This is a genomic window from Mesorhizobium sp. M1342 (genome assembly GCF_040317955.1).
Classification (GTDB): domain Bacteria; phylum Pseudomonadota; class Alphaproteobacteria; order Rhizobiales; family Rhizobiaceae; genus Mesorhizobium.
In genome coordinates this window covers 155,037-171,208 of the sequence record NZ_JAMYLI010000009.1, presented here as the reverse complement: position 1 = coordinate 171,208, position 16,172 = coordinate 155,037, and the positions used below count along the sequence as shown (strand labels likewise).

The window sequence follows — 16,172 nt, the reverse complement described above, 5'->3', positions numbered from 1 at the left end:
ACGTCCAAGACGCCCCTCTGGTCCTGTCATACCGTCTCTTCGCGCAAGGCAGGACAGAGGAGAAAATGGCTGAGCCGCTTCTTTCGCAGCCGGATTTTTGGGGACAACTTCTTGCGCTGATGTTTGCCGCCCTGGTGATCATGGGCAGCCCGGGACCGGCGACGATAAGCGTTACCGCCGTCGGCGCTGCCTTCGGTTTGCGCCGCTCGCTGGGTTATGCTTGGGGAATCATACTGGGCACGATCGCCGTGCTTTTGGTTGTCGCGACCGGCGTCATGGTGCTCACCGCGATGCCGAGGCTGGCGCCGTTGCTGGCTTTCGCCTCCGCGGCCTACATCCTCTATCTCGCCTTCAAGATCGCCACGGCGCCGCCCATGGCAGCACGCGGCGCCGAGGCTTCGTGTCCAACATGGCTAGCTGGATTCCTTCTCGCGGTCGCCAATCCAAAGGCCTATGTGGCGATCGCCGCCGTGTTCGCCGGTGCTTCGTCCAAACAGGGCACCACTGAGCTTGGTCCATGGCTGAAGCTGACGGCTCTCGCCCTGATGATCGTTGCCATCCACGCTCTGTGGCTTGTCGCGGGGGCTGGGTTCGCGCGCTTCCTGCGCCGACCGGCGGCCTCGCGGATCATCAATCTGGTCTTTGCCGCGACGCTGGTGTTGACCACCGCGCTGGCGATGTTCGGCTGAGAACTGTCGGCCGGAGACTTCCGGTTCAGGCTTTGGTTCTTTCAGCCGCGTCCAGCTCTTGCAGCCTTTTCACCGCTGTCGGAGGCAAGGCAGGCGGGTTCGGACCGCGCGCCACATCAATCAGGAATTGGTCGCAGGCAGCCTCGGTCTCGCCGATCAGCCGGGCCATGAATTCGTCCTTGGTCAGTCCCGGTGGAATCGGCGGCAGGAAACGCGCCTTGATGGTGCCGGGATAGCGCAGGAATTTCCGACGCGGCCAATAAAGGCCGGCGACATGGGCAACCGGCACCACCGGAACGCCAAGCTGTGCATAGATTTCGACGATGCCGTATTTGTAGGCCGGCTCGTCGCCCGGCGCGCGTCTTGTCCCTTCGGGGTAGATGATGAGCTGGCGAGGATTGCGCGCCATCTCCTCCTTGGTCGCGGCGACCACGGCCTTCAGCGCCTTCGAGCGGCTGCCGCGATGAACCGGGATCATGCGCATCTTCATGATGTACCAGCCGAAGAACGGGATCCAGGTGAGCTCACGCTTCAGGATGTAGAGAGGGTCGTGAAGAAAGGGGAAGAAGGCGATCGCATCCCAGAACGACTGGTGTTTGGGGGCCAGGATGAAGGAGCCTTCGGGAAGGTTTTCCCGGCCGGTGATCTCGTTCTTCGTTCCGGCGATCTTGTCGTAAAGCCACATCGAGGTGCGCGACCAGAATTTCGGCACGAACCAGGCGCGGTGACGGGGCGACAGGAAATAATAGGGGGTCCAGAGGATCATCTGGACGATCAGGTTGACGTAGAAGACGAAATTGAACGTCAGCGATCTGGCATAGAGCATGGGGGAGGCCCGGTGAGGAGGTGAGCGTTGGTTACACCAAGCGCGGGTAAAAAGGAAATGGCCGCAGGGCGCCTTGACCGACGAAGAAAGCGGTCGCCGATTGGGGAGACCCGGTTCCGCTACTTCAGCCGCGCCAGCCGCTCCTTCAGGCGCGGGCCGGCAAAATCGAGGAAGGCACGCAGCTTCACCGGCAGCAGGCCATGGCCCGCATGCACCAGGCTTACCGGCCATGGATTTGGCTCGAACTCCTCCAGCAGGACGCGCAGCATGCCGGACCGCAGCGCGGCCTCGATCTGGTAGGAGAGCACTTTTGTGAGCCCGACGCCGGCAATCGCCGCATCGATGGCAGCTTCGGCGGTGTTGACCTGAAGCCGTGAATGGACCTGAACCGGGATTTCTGCCTTGCCCTTGATGAAGCTCCAGGTGGCGGCGGAAGCAAGTCCCTCAAAGGTGATGCAATCGTGTGTTTCCAGATCTTCCGGGGTGATCGGCGTGCCGTGTTCAGCCAGATAGGCGGGGCTGGCGCAAACGACGCGGCGGATCGCGCCGACGCCCATGGCGACCAGGCTCGAATCGGGCAACCGGCCGATGCGGATGGCGAGGTCGAAATGGTCCTCGACCAGCTGGGTTATGCGGTCTGCCAATATCAGGCGGATGTCCACGTCGGGATAGGCTGCGAGAAAGCCGGTGACGACCGGCAGCACGTGCAGGCGGCCAAAGACGACCGGCGCGGTGATGGCCAGTTCGCCGGTTGGAGCGCTGTACTCTCCGGCAGCCGTGCGTTCGGCCTCACCGACGTCGTCGAGGATGCGGCGGCAGGCGGCAAGATAGGCCTGGCCGGCATCGGTCGGCGTCAGCCTGCGCGTGGAGCGGTTCAAAAGGCGTGTGTTCAGATGGCGTTCCAGATCGGAAACCTTGCGGCTGACCGTCGCCAGCGGAATGCCGAAACGGCGGCTGGCTGCGGAAAGGCTGCCGGCCTCCACCGCGGCGACAAAGAGCGACATGGCTTCGAGACGATCCATAGCTTCTTCCGGAAAATGGAAGGATGAGTTGCAAATATGCCATCTGCATTGGAAGGATGGAAGGCTTTATATTGGGTGTCGGCCTGCCTGCAGCATGGCCTCGCAAAGGAGTTGCCATGTCCGAAGCCCGGCCGCCACTGCCGCTCTTCACCGCAGAGACATCAGCGCAAAAGGCGCGCATGGCCGAGGACGCCTGGAACTCCCGTGATCCGGCACGGGTCGCGCTTGCCTACACAATGGACAGTCGCTGGCGCAACCGGGCCGAATTCCTGCAAGGGCGCGATGCCATCCAGGCGTTCCTGACACGCAAATGGAGCCGCGAGCTTGACTATCGTCTGATCAAGGAGGTCTGGGCCTTCCACGGCAACCGCATCGCCGTGCGCTTCGCCTATGAATGGCACGACGACAGCGGTTCATGGTTCCGCAGCTACGGCAACGAGAACTGGGAATTCGACGAACATGGACTGATGCGCCTGCGCATCGCCAGCATCAACGACCTGCCGATCGGCGAGGCCGATCGCAAGTATCACTGGCCGCTCGGCCGGCGGCCGGACGACCACCCGACACTGTCGGAGCTCGGACTTTAGCATCTTGCCGCAAGGAAGCTTTCAATGAACGCGCATGCTTTCACCAGCGACGTTGCCTTCACGCCGACCGTCAAGGCGATCCAGGCCCGCAAGGGCTCACGTCAGTCCTATGCCCGCGTCGAGGAGCGTGGCGGCTGGCAGGCCGGCATCACCCCGGACCTTGCCGCCTTCGTCGAGATGCAGACCAGCGTTTTCCTGTCGACGGCCAATGGCGATGGCCAGCCCTACATCCAGCATCGCGGCGGGCCCGCCGGCTTCCTCAAGGTGCTGGATGAACACACGATCGGCTTCGCGGATTTTGCCGGCAACCGGCAGTTCATCACGCAGGGCAATCTGGCCGACAATCCAAGGGCGTTCCTGTTCCTGATCGACTATATGCACCGCCAGCGCATCAAGATCTGGGGCACGGCGCGGGTCGTCGAGAGTGACGCCGAGTTGATGGCGAAACTGATGCCGCAAGACTACAAGGCGCGCCCCGAGCAGGTCATCCTGTTCACGGTCTCGGCCTGGGATGCCAATTGCCCGCAGCATATCCCGCAACGGTTCGAGGCGGCCGACGTGGCGGCGGCACTCGAAGAGCGGGACAAGCGTATCGAACGCCTTGAGCAGGAGATCGCACGGCTCAGGGGAAATTCGGGCGCGGCCGCAGGGGAATAATCAGCCGCCGGCCGCGGTTTCGGCCAGTGCGATGCCGTTAGGCGTCGGCTTGACCGGCACGATGCCGCGCGCCAGCGCCAGCAGATATTTGTTGTATTCGGTGAACAGCACGCGCAATGCCCGCGGCTTGGTCAGCCAGCCGCCATTGTCGAGGTTGGAATTGACCACCGGATAGGGCTCGAGCTTGGCGCCATGCAGCAGCCTGCCCATTTCCAGCAGGCTGCGGGGCATGTGATAATTGTTGGTGACGAGGATCACCGTGCCATAGGCGTGGCTCTCGACCCATTTGGCGCTTTCCTCCGCATTGCCGATCGTATCGAGCGCGGCGCGGTCGATGTCGACGCAACAGGAAAACAGCTTCTTGTCGCCGCCGGTCGCTGCCTGCAGCTGGCGACGGCTGGCCGAAGGGTGCACGCCGCTGATCAGCAGCCGTTCGCCCTTGCCGGACGCCAGCAGATCCATCGCCGCATCGAGGCGGGACTGGCCGCCGGTCAAGACAATGATCGCGTCCGCCCTGGCCGGATTGGCGGGCGTCGTCAGATGGCTTACCTTGTTGGCGAACCAGCCGAAACCGCCGGCAAACAACGTAGCGAGGATGAGCAGAGACAGAGCCGAGAGGCGCAACGCGGCTCTTAGACGGCTCACAGCGCGGCGGTCATGCGAACGGGCAACCACCACTGGCATCTGCCCAGCCGTACCGGTCGAATCCCGCGCGTCCATCGCCATATGGTTAATCCTGAAATGCGGCTTTGGGTAGGTAAAAGACGCACTTTGCGTTACGTGAATTCTCCATCCGTGATCACCCTGTTTTATCCATGGCGTTGTCCCAAAACCGGTTCCCACTTTTGGGCGACATGAATTAGCCTGCATCCGGTTGGCGGACATCGATGTCGCTGAGATAGGCAACCACGGTGGCGTGGGACGTGGCAGCCGTCAGTCCGCCGATCACCAGCACCATCAACACGACACCGAGATAGCCTGCCGAACCGATGGCGAAATTGCCGAACAGGGCGGTCGCCTGGTCGGCCTGCGGCGTCGCCATATTGCGCGACGACCACCAGGAAAAGACGATGAACACGAGCACTGCGGCGGCACCGCCAGCCGCTGCTCCCTTCATGCCGGTGACCAGGAAATGCCGGCGGAATTCGCGCGCGATGAAGCGTGCCTCGGCGCCGACGAAATGCAGCACCTCGATGATGTGACCGTTGCCGGCCATGGCTCCGCGCGTCGCGAACACCACGGTCAGCACGGTCGCCGACAGCATCAGCGCCAGCACGGCAATGCCGATGGTCACCGTCGTGCGGGCCATCGCCACCAGCCGGTCAACCCAGGTGCGGTGATCGTCTAGCGATGCGCTCGGCAGTTTCGGCGTGATCGCGGCGCGCATGGCGGCGAAATCGGGCGGGCTGTTCTCGTCGATGGTGACGATGATCAGTCGCGGCACCGGCAATTCGTCGATGTTGAGGCCCGAGCCCAGCCAGGGCTCCAGGAGCCTCGCGGTCGCCTCGCGGTCGATGATCCGGGTCCCCTTCACGCCGGGAAATTCGCCGGCGATCTGCGAGGCCTGGGTCAGGGCCGCCTCCATGTCGAGGCCGTCGACCGGCTTGATCTGGATCGTTGCCTCGCGTGAAATCTGGTTCTCCCAGACGGACGCCGTGTCGCGCACCAGCGTCACCGCGCCGAAAGTCAGGCAGGACAGGAAGGTCATGATGGCGATAACCAGTACCAGTGCCCGGCCGGCGATGTTCTGCGCCGGCACGATCGGCGCCATCCTGCGCTGGGCGCGCGGCTTTGCCTCGGTCGCCTCGGCGTCCTGCTCCCGTTCCACAAAATGTTCGGCGGACAGTTCAGTCATAGATGTCCAGCCTTCCGCCGGCCAGGATCATGCGGCGCGCGTCGACCTGTTCCATCAGGCCAAGGTCGTGGGTGGCGATCACCACCGCGGTGCCGAGGCGGTTGAGCTCGATAAACAGCCGCAGCAGCCGTCGCGCCAGAGGCGGATCGACATTGCCGGTCGGTTCGTCGGCGAGCAGGATTTCCGGCTGCTCGATCAGCGCCCGCGCGATCGCCGCGCGCTGCTTCTCGCCGCCGGACAGAACCGGCGGCAGCACATGCATCCGTTCGCCCAGCCCGACCCACTTCAACAACTCGGTGACATCGGTGCGGTAGCTCGCCTCCTCGCGCCCGCGCACGCGCAGCGGCAGCGCGACGTTCTCGTAGGTGGTCATGTGGTCGAGCAGGCGAAAATCCTGGAAGACCACGCCGATGCGGCGGCGCAGATGCGGCAATTCGGTGCGCGAGATGCGCGAACGGTCCTTGCCAAAGATGGTGATCAGCCCGCGCGTCGGCTTCAGCGACATGAACAGCAAGCGCAGCAAGGTCGTCTTGCCGGCGCCCGAAGGCCCGCTGAGGAACTGGAAGGAGCGCTCCGGGATGTGCAGGGAGATGTCGCGGAGGATTTCCGGACCCATGCCATAGCGGAGGCCGACATTTTCGAAACGAATCAATTTCGACGACCTGAATTTCGGCACGGCGGCGAGCCGGCCTGTTCTGGGTAAAGACCATCGGCCGGCATGGTTAACCGGCGGTTAATTTCTGGGCTGTTTCGGCTCGTCACGAGGGCTCCGGTGGGGAAGCGTTAACCATTTGTGTTTACGCAAAAGAAACGAAAAGCGAACACGTGCTGCAATGCTGGGGCCATGATAGCTGACGATCGAACCGCGCGCCCGGTTTCCGGCGAAATCATGACCGATCCGGCGGCAATTGCCGCAGCGGACAGGTTCATGCGTGGTTCGGCCGCCGACATCGTCGATGCCGACTACGTGGTGATGCCGCGCCTTGCGCCTGCGGTGGAAAGCGTTTCGCCGCTGCCGCGCGCGATCGTCACGCCGCCCATCGAAGGCATGGACATGCTGCGCAAGCCCGAAGCCTCACCGGAGCGGCTACCGGCCTCGCGCGGCGGACCGATCTTCTGGGTCGCTGGTATCGGCGCTGCCTTGGCCGCGTTCTGGGTCTCCGGCGGGCACGCGCTGGTGCGCCAGGCGCCGTTCCTGTCCAGCGCGCAGGCGTCGGCGCTCAGCATTTCGGGCGTCACGTCACGCGTCGACGCTACCGGGCCGAACGCCGCACTGTTCGTCGATGGCGAGGCCGTCAATGACGGTGCGAAACCGACGCAGTTGCCGCCGCTTGAAATCCGGGTGACTGGCAATGACGGGCAGACCACCCGCTATACGTTGGGGACATCCGGCCGCTCGCTGGCCTCTGGCGAAAGATTCGGCTTTGCCAGCCGGCTCGACGTGCCTAGAAACGGTGTGAAGACCGTGTCGGTCACTTTCGCCGAATAGGCGATCACCGGGGAAGACCATCAATGCCCATCGTACGCGGCAAGGACATCGAGGTTCTGTTTTCAGCATCGGCGATCGCGCGGCGCAATCTGGAACTCGCCAAGGAGATTGCCGGCCACGACTATCACGATCTGCTGGTGATCTCGGTCCTGAAGGGCTCGTTCATCTTCGCCGCAGATCTCATCCGCGCCATGCATGATGTCGGCCTGTCGCCGGAGGTCGAATTCATCTTCATCTCCAGCTATGGCGCCGGCACCAGCAGCGGCGAGGTGAGGGTGCTGCGCGACATCGACAATGAGGTCGCTGGCCGCGACGTGCTGCTGATCGACGACATTCTCGAATCGGGGAAGACGCTGAGCTTTACCCGCGAGCTGATGTTGTCGCGGGGCGCCAAGAGCTGTTCGATCGCCGTGCTCCTCGACAAGCGCATGCGCCGCCAGACCGAGCTCAATGCCGATTATGTCGGCTTCGACTGCCCCGACTATTTCGTTGTCGGCTACGGCATGGATGTCGCGCATGCTTTTCGCGAGTTGCCGTTTGTCGGTGTCGTCAAAGGGGATGTCTGAGCGGCATCAAAAAGGTTTGCTGATGCTTAGAGCGGTTCGCCGCTTCACGAAAACGCCGAACCGCTCTAGTTTTTTGTTTTGACGCAATTCCCAAGGGAAAGCGCTATGCGCTTTTCCCGGAAAACCGTCTCACACTTTTCCTGAATTGCTCGGGGGCTTTCAGGAAAAGTCAACTTTTGGCGGCCAAATATGCCGGCCATGGCAAAGCTTCTGATCGTCGAGGACGATGAGTCCGTCCGCACCCTGGCCGCCCGCGCGCTTGAACGCGCCGGGCACACAATCGACATCGCGGCGGATGGCGCGCAGGGACTTTCGCTGATCCAGGCAGCGCGTGGCGGCTACGATCTCGTCGTCTCCGATATCCGCATGCCGGAGATGGACGGCATCGAGATGGCGATCGCGGCGGCGGCACTGTTTCCGGCGATGAAGATCGTGCTGATGACCGGCTATGCCGACCAGCGCGAGCGCGCCGAGGAATTGAACGGCATCATCCTCGATGTCGTGCAGAAGCCCTTCACGCTGGCCGAAATCCGCTCGCGCGTCGAGCGGGCGCTGATCTGCTTCGTCTGATCAGGCTGGATCGGCAGCAGGGAGCACGGGTGGAACGCTCTTGCGCCGTTCGGTGTTGAGCGCCAACAGGCCGGCGCCGATGATCAAGACGGCCCCGATGACGGTTGTCGACCGCGGTACTTCGGCGAAGAACAGGAAACCCCACAGCGGCGACCACAGGATGCCGGTGTATTCGAAGGTGGCAACGCGGTTGGCCGGCGCCATCCGGTAGGCCTGCGACAGCAGGATCATGCCGGCGGAGGCAACGAAACCGCAGGCGGCCATCTTGAGAAAATCCGGCAGCGTCGGCCAAAGCCATGGCCTTACCAGGAATTCCAGACTCGGGTGGACGGCGTGGGTGATGCCGGCCAGGTGAAACGCCCCGGCAACCACGGCGGCGCCGACCAGATAGGCGCCGTTCTGATAGAAGGCCATGACGGTGGAGGATTCGGTATCGCCGATCTTGCGGGCCATCAGCTGCGAAAAACCATAGAGCGCCGCCGAGCCCAGCGACAGCAGCGCAGCCCAGTCGAACAGCCCTGCGCCCGGACGCAGCATCACGAGGACGCCGAACAAGCCGATCAGCACGGTTGCCAGTGTCTGCCAGGAGACGCGCTCGCCAAGATACGGCCCGGCCAGCACCATGATGAACAGCGGCGCCATGAAATAAAGCGCCACGGCATCGGCAAGCGGCAAGGCAGCGATGGCCAGGTAGTACATCGTATAGGAGGTGAACTGAATGAAGGCGCGCACCGTCAGCATGCCGAATCGCTTCGACAGGATCGCCCGCAAGCCGACATCGGCATGGACCAGAACGATCAGGATCGGCAGGGCGACGATCGAGCGGATCGCCATCACCTCGGTCACTGGATAGCCGCTCGACACGGCTTTGACGAGCGGATCCTGCAGCGAAAAGACCAGCACGCCGAGGCACAGGCTCAGGATGCCGCCCACCATCCGATTCTGCATCTGCATCCAGGCTCCTGCGCGTACGATCCGAAGCTGCCGCTTGCGGGTAAAAAGAACCCGCCACCGTTTCGGGCAGCGGGCACGAGTGAGGACTCTTGATTGGTCCGCGGCTGATTTCGCAGCCGCATATCCAATGGGTGAGGCCACTATCGTCCGCCGTTTGACATGTTGCAAACGAATTGGAATGATGCCAGCAATCAAATTCTCTTATGGGGGGTTTCATGCGGCCGACCCTCGACAGCGACCTCCTGCGCACCTTCGTGGCGATTGCCGAGACCGGCAATTTCACCAAGGCGGCGGAGCAGGCCGGCCGCACCCAATCCGCGGTGTCGATGCAGATGAAGAAGCTCGAAGAGCTGATCGGCGCCAGCCTGTTCGAGCGCGGTTCGCGCGGCGTCGCGTTGACGCGGCGCGGCGGCGAACTCATCGTCAACGCCCGCCGCATTGTCTCGCTGCTCGACGAGACGTCGGCATCGATGGCGGCAGCGCCGCTTGGCGGTCCGGTTCGCATCGGCATTCCGGAGGAATATGGCCACGCCATCCTGTCGCGCGCTCTCGGCGCCTTCTCGAAGCGTCATACGCAGGTCGAAGTCACTGTGCGCTATGCCCATTCCGGGGCACAGATGGCGGCGCTCGCCGCCGGCGAGCTCGATCTGTGCGTGGTGTTCGAATGGCAGGATCCTGCCGGCGGCGAAGTGCTGATGCACGACCCGACCGTGTGGGTGACGTCGACCCTGCATCACATGCATGAGGAACAGCCGGTGCCGATCGCGCTCTACAACCGGGCCGGCTGGTGCAAGGACTTTGCCATCAAATCACTGGAGCAGCGCGATCTTGCCTATCGTGTCGCCTATACCAGCGACACCACCGGCGGCCTCAAGCTCGCCGTCACCTCCGGACTGGCGATCGCGCCGATTTCGCGAAGCAACATTCCGGACGGCTGTCGTGAACTGACCACGGCAGACGGATTCGGCGCCATCGATTCCTCGAACGTGGTGATGCACCGCAACCCGAATGCGTCAGGCGAGGCGATCGACGGCATGCAGGATGCTATCCGCGAAGCCTTCGTCAACAGGCTCAGTCAGCCGGCGGCATCCTCGTAGAAATGCAGCCTGTTGCCGAACGGATCGGCGACCGATATCTCGCGGGTCTTCCAAGGCGTCTCTTCCACGCCTGGCCGGGCGAAGCGGTAGTTTTTGCCGATCAGTTCGCCATGAAGAGCCGTGATGTCCTCGACCTCGATGCGCAGGGCGATGCCGGGTGCACCGTCGCCATGATGTTCGCTGAGATGCAGAACGCAGCCGTCGCGGCCGACCGCCATGTAAAGCGGCGCGTCGTCCGCGAAGCGATGTTCCCACTGCACCTCGAAGCCGAGGAAGCCGACATAGAATTCACGCGCCTTGGCAATGTCGAAGATGCGCAGGATGGGTGTGACGGCGCCAAGTCTGGGCATGGTGGTGCAACCGTGCGAGAGGATTTTTCAGGTGGGACGGACGCGGGCGGCAATCCTATGTTTTTTCGCAATTCCGGACGGAAAACCGCTTCACACTTTTCCTGGAATTGCTCTATTTCAGCTCGAGCAGCCGTTCCAGATAGCTGCGTTCGATATCAGGGCTGAGCGCATTGCCGAGCCGCTTGCGGATCGCTTCCAGTATCTGGCGGGCACGCTGCACGTCGATCTCGTCGGGCACCTTCACCGAATCGCCGAAGTCGGGACCCGTGCTGGCGCGTGGCCGGCCGAGCGGATCACGATCGGCGTTCTGCTGGCGGCCGCCTTCCTCGCCGCCGCCCTGGTCGCCTTGCATGGCCTGCATCTGCTTCATCATGTCCTTGGCGCCCTTGCGCAGCGCTTCCAGCGCCCGGCCCTGATGACCGACGGCCGCATCGCCTTCGCCCTCGCCGAGTGCCTGTTCGGCATTGCCCATGGACTTGCCGGCCTCGCCAAATCCTTCATTGGGCTCCATACCCATGCCTTCGAGGCCCTTCTTCAGCTGCTCGAGGTCGCTTTGCAACTGGCCCTGGCCCTGCTGCAGCTGTTTCAGCGCATCGGCGAATTCCTGGGGCGTCATCGGCTTTTGCCGGGCGAGCGGATCGCGGTCTTCGCCGACGCCGGGTCTGTCCTCATCCTGGCCGCCTTCGCCGAGCTGCTCGTCACGGTTCTGCCCGCGCTGGCGCTCGCCGCGCTGCATCTGATCCATGCGGAAGGTGTCGTTCATCATCTCCTGCTGACGTCGCAGGATCTCGCCCAGCTTGTCCATCTGTTGGCGCATCTCGCTGTCCTGCTGGCCGCCTTGCTGCTGACGGCCGGCTTGCAGATTGTTCATCATGTCCTGCAGTTGCGACAGCAGTTGCTGGGCCTTGTCGCGATCACCGGACTTGGCCAGGTTTTCGATCTGGTCCATCATGCGATCGATGTCGCTCTGGCGCAGTTCCTGGCCGTTCTGCTGCATCTGCGGGGCGTTGGGATTCTGCTTGGCGCGCTCCGCGAATTCCTGCAGGAACTGGTTCATCGCCTCGCGCAGTTCCTTCATCGCCTTTTCGATTTCAGCGTCGCTTGCGCCATTCTTGATGGCGTCCTGCAGCGCCTGTTGCGCCTGACGCAGCCGTTTTTCGGCGGCCGAAAGATTGCCTTCCTCGATGCCGAGCGCGATTTCCCAGAGATAGGAGACTTCGCTGCGCAATTGATCGTCGCTCTCGGCCATCTTCAGCCGGGTGCGGGCGCTCATGATGGCAAGGTAGTGGGACATGTTGTCGAACGTGTCTTCCGGCCGCAGCGTGATGGCGTCCATCAGGTCGAGCACGCGCGGCTTGGCGTTGGCGTCGAGCGCCAGCAGGCGGCGCTGTTCGATCACGGCGCGTGCCAGCGGATTGGCGAAAGGCCGCTCCGGCATCAGCAGCGTCTTGGTTTGGCTCGATGCGGTGTGCCCGCCATCGTCGGTGGCGACCAGCGTCAGCTTGATGCTGCTGCCGGCCCAGACATGCTCGGTCAGGTCCTTGGAGGTCCTGGCGGCGTTCGACTTGCCGCCGCGGCGCGGCAGCGTCAGCGGCATTTCAGGTGCACCGTACAGCGGACGCGCATTCGGCGCCTGCGGATCGGCGAGCGCGAACACCGCCCTGGCGGTGGCGGCGCCATAGTCGTCGTCGATCTGGTAGTTTAGCTCGAAGGCGCCGTTGGCGGCGCGCTTGGGCTCGCCGACGAAGCGGATCTGCGGCGGCTTGTCCGATACGACCGCGAAGGCCCAGCGGCCGAGCTGGTCCTCGCCCGACGTCAGCGTCAGCGTGCCGTCGCCGGTCAGCTTGCTGGTGAACTGGCGCACCTTGGACGGCGGCGCCGGGCTTGCAGCCGGCTTGGCGGCGGCCTGCGGCGCAGCGGGGTCGATGACGCGGGCGTTGCCATTCTTGTCGGCATAGCCGAGCGTTTCCTCACCCGAGCCGCCCGTCACGCGCAGCGAAACGTCACTGCCTTCGGGAACCGTAAAGGTCGGGATCGCCTGGTTTGCATCGGCGGTCAGGAAGATCGGCGGCTTGCCGGTATAGGCGGGTGGCGTCACCCATGCATCGATGCGCGGAGGCACGATATCGCGCGTCCCATGGGCATTGAAGCCGTCGCTGATCCTGCCGCCCGTCGGTCCGAAGGAGAAGGCGAAGGCGGTAACGAGCAAAAGGGCCGCCACCGCGCGCAGCCCCCAGGGGTCGCGCTCCGGCACGCGCGTGCGCGGCAGGTCGGCGCCAAGGTTGTCGAGCTTTCCGGCCATGCGCTTCTGGTGTTCACGCCACAACGCCTGCGAGAAGCTGCTTTCCCTGCCGCTGGGCCGGTCGGTCTGCACCAGCACCGGGCTGTGCAACAATTGATTGGCGGCCTCGATGCGGCGGTCGATTTCGCCGGCGCCCGGCAGGCGGAAGAAGCGCAGCGGATAGAGCGTGGCCAGTGCCGCTATGGCAAAAGCAGCGACGAGGCCGATGCGCGCCATATCCGGCAGCCGGGAGAACAGCCCGAGCCAGGAGATGCTGAGGAACAGGCTGGCGACGATGACGAGCGGAAGCAGCAACGGCCAGCCGCGCTCGACCATCATCGAGACCCGCGTCGCCAGCCGGCTCACGGCCAGCCGCCCGGCGAGGCCGCGATTGCTGCTGAAGGTGGGTCGTTGCGTCATCGGCCGCCCTTCCTTGAGCCTATCCCGGAAACCGGGATGCGGCCCTATCCCTATGAGCATGATCTGTTCCGAAAGGGATTTCACTTTTCGGGATCATGCTGTGGAGCGGGCAGGATAGCCCGACGCCTCACGACTCAAAGAATACCAGCAAACACGGCAAAGGCGAGGCAGTTCGGAAAAACGTGAAGTGGCCGTTATCGTTCCATCCTGCATACCCTTCAGAAGTTGGTGGGCCCCTTTAGAAGGTAGCGGGGTCTGCATTCGCCCCGCAGACCAGTACGGCGACCCGTTCGCCCGCCGCCGGCGCATAGCGGCCGGACAGGACCGCGGCAAAGGCGGCCGCACCTCCCGGCTCGGAGATGATGCGAGCCCGGTTCCACAGCGCCTTCTGCGCGGCGATGATGTCGTCGTCACTGACCAGGATCGAGCGTTCGACAAAGGCCTCGGCGATCGGGAACATCATTTCGCCGACGCGCTTTGGCGCCAGCGAATCGGCGGCGATGCCCTCGGCCGGTGCGTCGACGGGGTGTCCGGCCTCGAAGGCGCGATGCAGCGTCGGCGCTCCTTCCGGCTCGACGGCGATGATGCGGATGCGGCCGGCAAACCAGGCAGCGATGCCGCCGATCAGGCCGCCGCCGCCGACAGCGACCAGCAGCGTGTCGATCTTAGGCAAATCGCTCTCGATTTCGAGCCCGAGCGTGCCTTGGCCGACGAGCGTTTCCTCCTGGTTGAAGGCATGAATCTGCAAGGCGCCGGTTTTCTCGGCGAAACGTTCGCTGGCCGCCAACGCCTCGGCATAGCGGGCGCCGCCGACGATCAGCTCGGCGCCGTAGCTGCGGATCCGTTCCAGCTTGGCCGCCGGGCTCACCTCGGGAACGAAGATGGTCGCCTTATGGCCCAGCCGCATGGCGGCATAGGCGACGGCCGCGCCATGGTTGCCGCCCGATGCCGCGACGACACCGGCGTCGGGAACCGGCCGCTCCAGGAGATTGGTGAAAGCGCCGCGCGCCTTGAACGAGCCGGAATGCTGCAGGCATTCGAGCTTCAGGTCGACGGCCAGCGGCGGCCGGTCGAAGTCGGCCATGTCGACGCGCAGCACTGGCGTGAGCCTGATATAGGGGCGGATGCGCGGTTCCATTGCGGCAATGCGCTCGCGTGTGACGGTGATGCCGTTCGTCATGATTGCTCCCTGTGACGGGTAGGTGTGTTTCCGGCGCTTCTATGCAAGCCAGTCGGGCATGGAATCCAGCCCGATCAGGTCGTCATAGGTCAGGCGTGGGCGCACGACGTGGAACCGGTCGCCGTCGACCAGCACTTCCGGAACCAGCAGACGCGTGTTGTAGGTGCCGGCCTGTACCGCGCCATAGGCGCCGGCGGTGGAGACGGCAATCAGGCCGCCGGCCTTCAGCCTGGGCAGATCGCGGTCCAGGCCGATATAGTCGCCGGTCTCGCAGACCGGGCCGACCACGTCGACCATCATGCGCGGCGTGTCGGCCGGCGGCTGCACGACCGGACGGATGTCGTGGAAGGCGTCGTAGAGCGTCGGCCGGATGAGATCGTTCATTGCGGCGTCGACGACGAGGAAGTTCTTGGCGTCGCCTTCCTTCACGAAGATCACTTCCGAGACGAGGATGCCGGCATTGCCTGATATCAGCCGGCCAGGCTCGAACATCACCTTTAGCCCGAGCTTGGTGACATGCTTCCTGACGATCTGGGCATAGGCGTCGGGCAGCGGCGGCGGGTTGTTGTCGATGCGGTAGGGAATGCCGAGCCCGCCGCCGACATCGATATGCTCGATGGCATGGCCGTCCGCCCGTAGCGCGCCGACGAGATCGACAAGCAGGGCGAAGGCATCGTCGAAGGGCTGCAGCTCGGTGATCTGGCTGCCGATATGGGTATCGATGCCGGTGATCCTGATGCCGGGAAGCTTTGCCGCGCGGGCATAAACCTGCCGCGCCCGCTGCCACGGGATGCCGAACTTGTTCTCGGCCTTGCCGGTGGAGATCTTCTTGTGGGTCTTGGCGTCGACGTCGGGATTGATGCGCAGCGAGATCGGCGCCACCTTGCCAAGGGCAGTGGCCCGCGCCGACAACAGCTCGAGTTCAGGCTCGGACTCGACGTTGAAGCAAAGGATGCCGGCGGCAAGGGCAAAGTCCATTTCGCGCGCGGTCTTGCCGACGCCCGAAAACAGGATCTTGCCGGCCGGAATGCCGGCGGCCAGCGCCCGGCGCAATTCACCTTCCGAAACCACGTCGGCGCCGGCGCCGAGCTTGGCCAGCGTCCGCAGGACGGCCTGGTTGGAATTGGCCTTCATGGCGTAGCAGACCAGCGCGTCGAGCCCGGCAAAGGACTGGGCAAACACCCGGTAGTGCCTGGTCAGGGTGGCCGTCGAATAGCAGTAGAATGGCGTGCCGATCTGTGCGGCGATATCTGGTATCGCCACGTCCTCCGCATGGAGCACGCCGTCGCGGTAGTCGAAATGGTTCACGAGAGTGGTTCCGGAAAGTTGGGGCTCGATGAGATCGGGTTGGAAGGCCCCGCTCTCGTCGGCTCTAGATCAGCGGGTCGAGGATGAATTTCTTGTCCTTGACCGGTTTTTCCGGCTCCGGCGGCACGGGCTGGTGGGCCTTCGAGGCATCCTTGCGCGCCTGCACGGCCGCCTCATAGGGCGTGTCGAGAGCGCCCCTCCTGCCGCAGGCCGAAACGGCCGCGATCGCAACCAGCAGCGTCAGCGTCACCAAAATCCTGCTTCCGGTCATCGATCCATCCGTCCGAAACGTTTGTCAGCCGCCGCTTTTAGCCGAGTTCT

18 protein-coding genes are annotated in these 16,172 nt (G+C 63.9%); 7 read left to right on the top strand and 11 right to left on the bottom strand.

Annotation, left to right across the window (positions count from 1 at the left end; all coding sequences use genetic code 11):
- Positions 1 to 65: 65 nt before the first annotated feature.
- A complete protein-coding gene (locus NKH06_RS11690) occupies positions 66 to 689 on the top strand; it encodes a LysE family translocator (protein WP_352441736.1) in 624 nt (207 codons plus the stop codon).
- Between the two features lie 25 nt (positions 690 to 714).
- Here NKH06_RS11690 and NKH06_RS11685 read toward each other — a convergent pair whose 3' ends face one another.
- Both NKH06_RS11685 and NKH06_RS11680 read right to left on the bottom strand, forming a co-directional pair.
- Positions 715 to 1,515 carry a lysophospholipid acyltransferase family protein gene (locus NKH06_RS11685; protein ID WP_352441735.1) on the bottom strand — a complete coding sequence of 267 codons (801 nt, stop codon included), beginning with the start codon at positions 1,513 to 1,515 and terminating at the stop codon, positions 715 to 717.
- A gap of 119 nt (positions 1,516 to 1,634) precedes the next feature.
- Positions 1,635 to 2,537 (bottom strand): LysR family transcriptional regulator, encoded by a 903-nt coding sequence (locus NKH06_RS11680; RefSeq protein WP_128304660.1) that lies wholly within the window; start codon positions 2,535 to 2,537, stop codon positions 1,635 to 1,637.
- Positions 2,538 to 2,653: 116 nt separating this feature from the next.
- On the opposite strand from NKH06_RS11680, the gene NKH06_RS11675 reads away from it, so the two are divergent.
- Together NKH06_RS11675 and NKH06_RS11670 are read left to right on the top strand one after the other, a co-directional pair.
- A complete protein-coding gene (locus NKH06_RS11675; RefSeq protein WP_352441734.1) occupies positions 2,654 to 3,124 on the top strand; it encodes a nuclear transport factor 2 family protein in 471 nt (156 codons plus the stop codon).
- 24 nt (positions 3,125 to 3,148) lie between these two features.
- Positions 3,149 to 3,781: a pyridoxamine 5'-phosphate oxidase family protein gene (locus NKH06_RS11670; RefSeq protein ID WP_023811100.1), complete on the top strand. Its 633-nt coding sequence runs from the start codon at positions 3,149 to 3,151 to the stop codon at positions 3,779 to 3,781.
- Here the strand turns inward: NKH06_RS11670 and NKH06_RS11665 are convergent, their stop codons facing one another.
- The 3 genes from NKH06_RS11665 to ftsE all read right to left on the bottom strand — a co-directional run bounded on the left by NKH06_RS11665 (position 3,782) and on the right by ftsE (position 6,288).
- Positions 3,782 to 4,507 (bottom strand): YdcF family protein, encoded by a 726-nt coding sequence (locus tag NKH06_RS11665; RefSeq protein WP_128304658.1) that lies wholly within the window; start codon positions 4,505 to 4,507, stop codon positions 3,782 to 3,784.
- 133 nt (positions 4,508 to 4,640) lie between these two features.
- Positions 4,641 to 5,636, bottom strand: coding sequence for a cell division protein FtsX (locus NKH06_RS11660; RefSeq protein ID WP_352441733.1), 996 nt, complete (start codon positions 5,634 to 5,636; stop codon positions 4,641 to 4,643).
- Positions 5,629 to 6,288 carry a cell division ATP-binding protein FtsE gene (gene ftsE / locus NKH06_RS11655; RefSeq protein WP_010911739.1) on the bottom strand — a complete coding sequence of 220 codons (660 nt, stop codon included), beginning with the start codon at positions 6,286 to 6,288 and terminating at the stop codon, positions 5,629 to 5,631. Before ftsE ends, NKH06_RS11660 begins: the two co-directional genes overlap by 8 nt.
- Before the next feature lie 192 nt (positions 6,289 to 6,480).
- Between ftsE and NKH06_RS11650 the strand changes: the two genes are divergently transcribed.
- The 3 genes from NKH06_RS11650 (at position 6,481) to NKH06_RS11640 (ending at position 8,261) form a co-directional block, all read left to right on the top strand.
- Positions 6,481 to 7,125, top strand: a complete 645-nt coding sequence (locus tag NKH06_RS11650) for a hypothetical protein (RefSeq protein ID WP_128304656.1) — start codon at positions 6,481 to 6,483, stop codon at positions 7,123 to 7,125.
- Between the two features lie 23 nt (positions 7,126 to 7,148).
- The gene (gene hpt / locus NKH06_RS11645; RefSeq protein ID WP_023811104.1) at positions 7,149 to 7,691 is read left to right on the top strand and encodes a hypoxanthine phosphoribosyltransferase; all 543 of its coding nucleotides are present in this window, start codon (positions 7,149 to 7,151) and stop codon (positions 7,689 to 7,691) included.
- A 198-nt stretch (positions 7,692 to 7,889) separates the two neighbouring features.
- Positions 7,890 to 8,261 carry a response regulator gene (locus NKH06_RS11640; RefSeq protein ID WP_164892982.1) on the top strand — a complete coding sequence of 124 codons (372 nt, stop codon included), beginning with the start codon at positions 7,890 to 7,892 and terminating at the stop codon, positions 8,259 to 8,261.
- Here the strand turns inward: NKH06_RS11640 and NKH06_RS11635 are convergent, their stop codons facing one another.
- Positions 8,262 to 9,209 (bottom strand): DMT family transporter, encoded by a 948-nt coding sequence (locus NKH06_RS11635; protein WP_352893130.1) that lies wholly within the window; start codon positions 9,207 to 9,209, stop codon positions 8,262 to 8,264.
- 221 nt (positions 9,210 to 9,430) lie between these two features.
- On the opposite strand from NKH06_RS11635, the gene NKH06_RS11630 reads away from it, so the two are divergent.
- Positions 9,431 to 10,312 (top strand): LysR family transcriptional regulator, encoded by an 882-nt coding sequence (locus tag NKH06_RS11630; RefSeq protein ID WP_127269182.1) that lies wholly within the window; start codon positions 9,431 to 9,433, stop codon positions 10,310 to 10,312.
- On the opposite strand, the gene NKH06_RS11625 is transcribed toward NKH06_RS11630, so the two are convergent.
- The 5 genes from NKH06_RS11625 to lptM form a co-directional block, all read right to left on the bottom strand.
- A complete protein-coding gene (locus tag NKH06_RS11625; protein WP_023811108.1) occupies positions 10,291 to 10,662 on the bottom strand; it encodes a glyoxalase superfamily protein in 372 nt (123 codons plus the stop codon). The two genes, NKH06_RS11630 and NKH06_RS11625, sit on opposite strands and share 22 nt — an antisense overlap.
- A 112-nt stretch (positions 10,663 to 10,774) precedes the next feature.
- A complete protein-coding gene (locus tag NKH06_RS11620; protein WP_352893110.1) occupies positions 10,775 to 13,363 on the bottom strand; it encodes a TIGR02302 family protein in 2,589 nt (862 codons plus the stop codon).
- 238 nt (positions 13,364 to 13,601) lie between these two features.
- The gene (locus NKH06_RS11615) at positions 13,602 to 14,543 is read right to left on the bottom strand and encodes a threonine/serine dehydratase (protein ID WP_128304651.1); all 942 of its coding nucleotides are present in this window, start codon (positions 14,541 to 14,543) and stop codon (positions 13,602 to 13,604) included.
- A gap of 39 nt (positions 14,544 to 14,582) precedes the next feature.
- Complete coding sequence (lysA, locus tag NKH06_RS11610) at positions 14,583 to 15,851, bottom strand: diaminopimelate decarboxylase (protein ID WP_352893109.1); 1,269 nt, start codon at positions 15,849 to 15,851, stop codon at positions 14,583 to 14,585.
- Positions 15,852 to 15,915: 64 nt separating this feature from the next.
- Positions 15,916 to 16,122 carry an LPS translocon maturation chaperone LptM gene (lptM, locus tag NKH06_RS11605; RefSeq protein WP_023811112.1) on the bottom strand — a complete coding sequence of 69 codons (207 nt, stop codon included), beginning with the start codon at positions 16,120 to 16,122 and terminating at the stop codon, positions 15,916 to 15,918.
- Between the last annotated feature and the right edge of the window lie 50 nt (positions 16,123 to 16,172).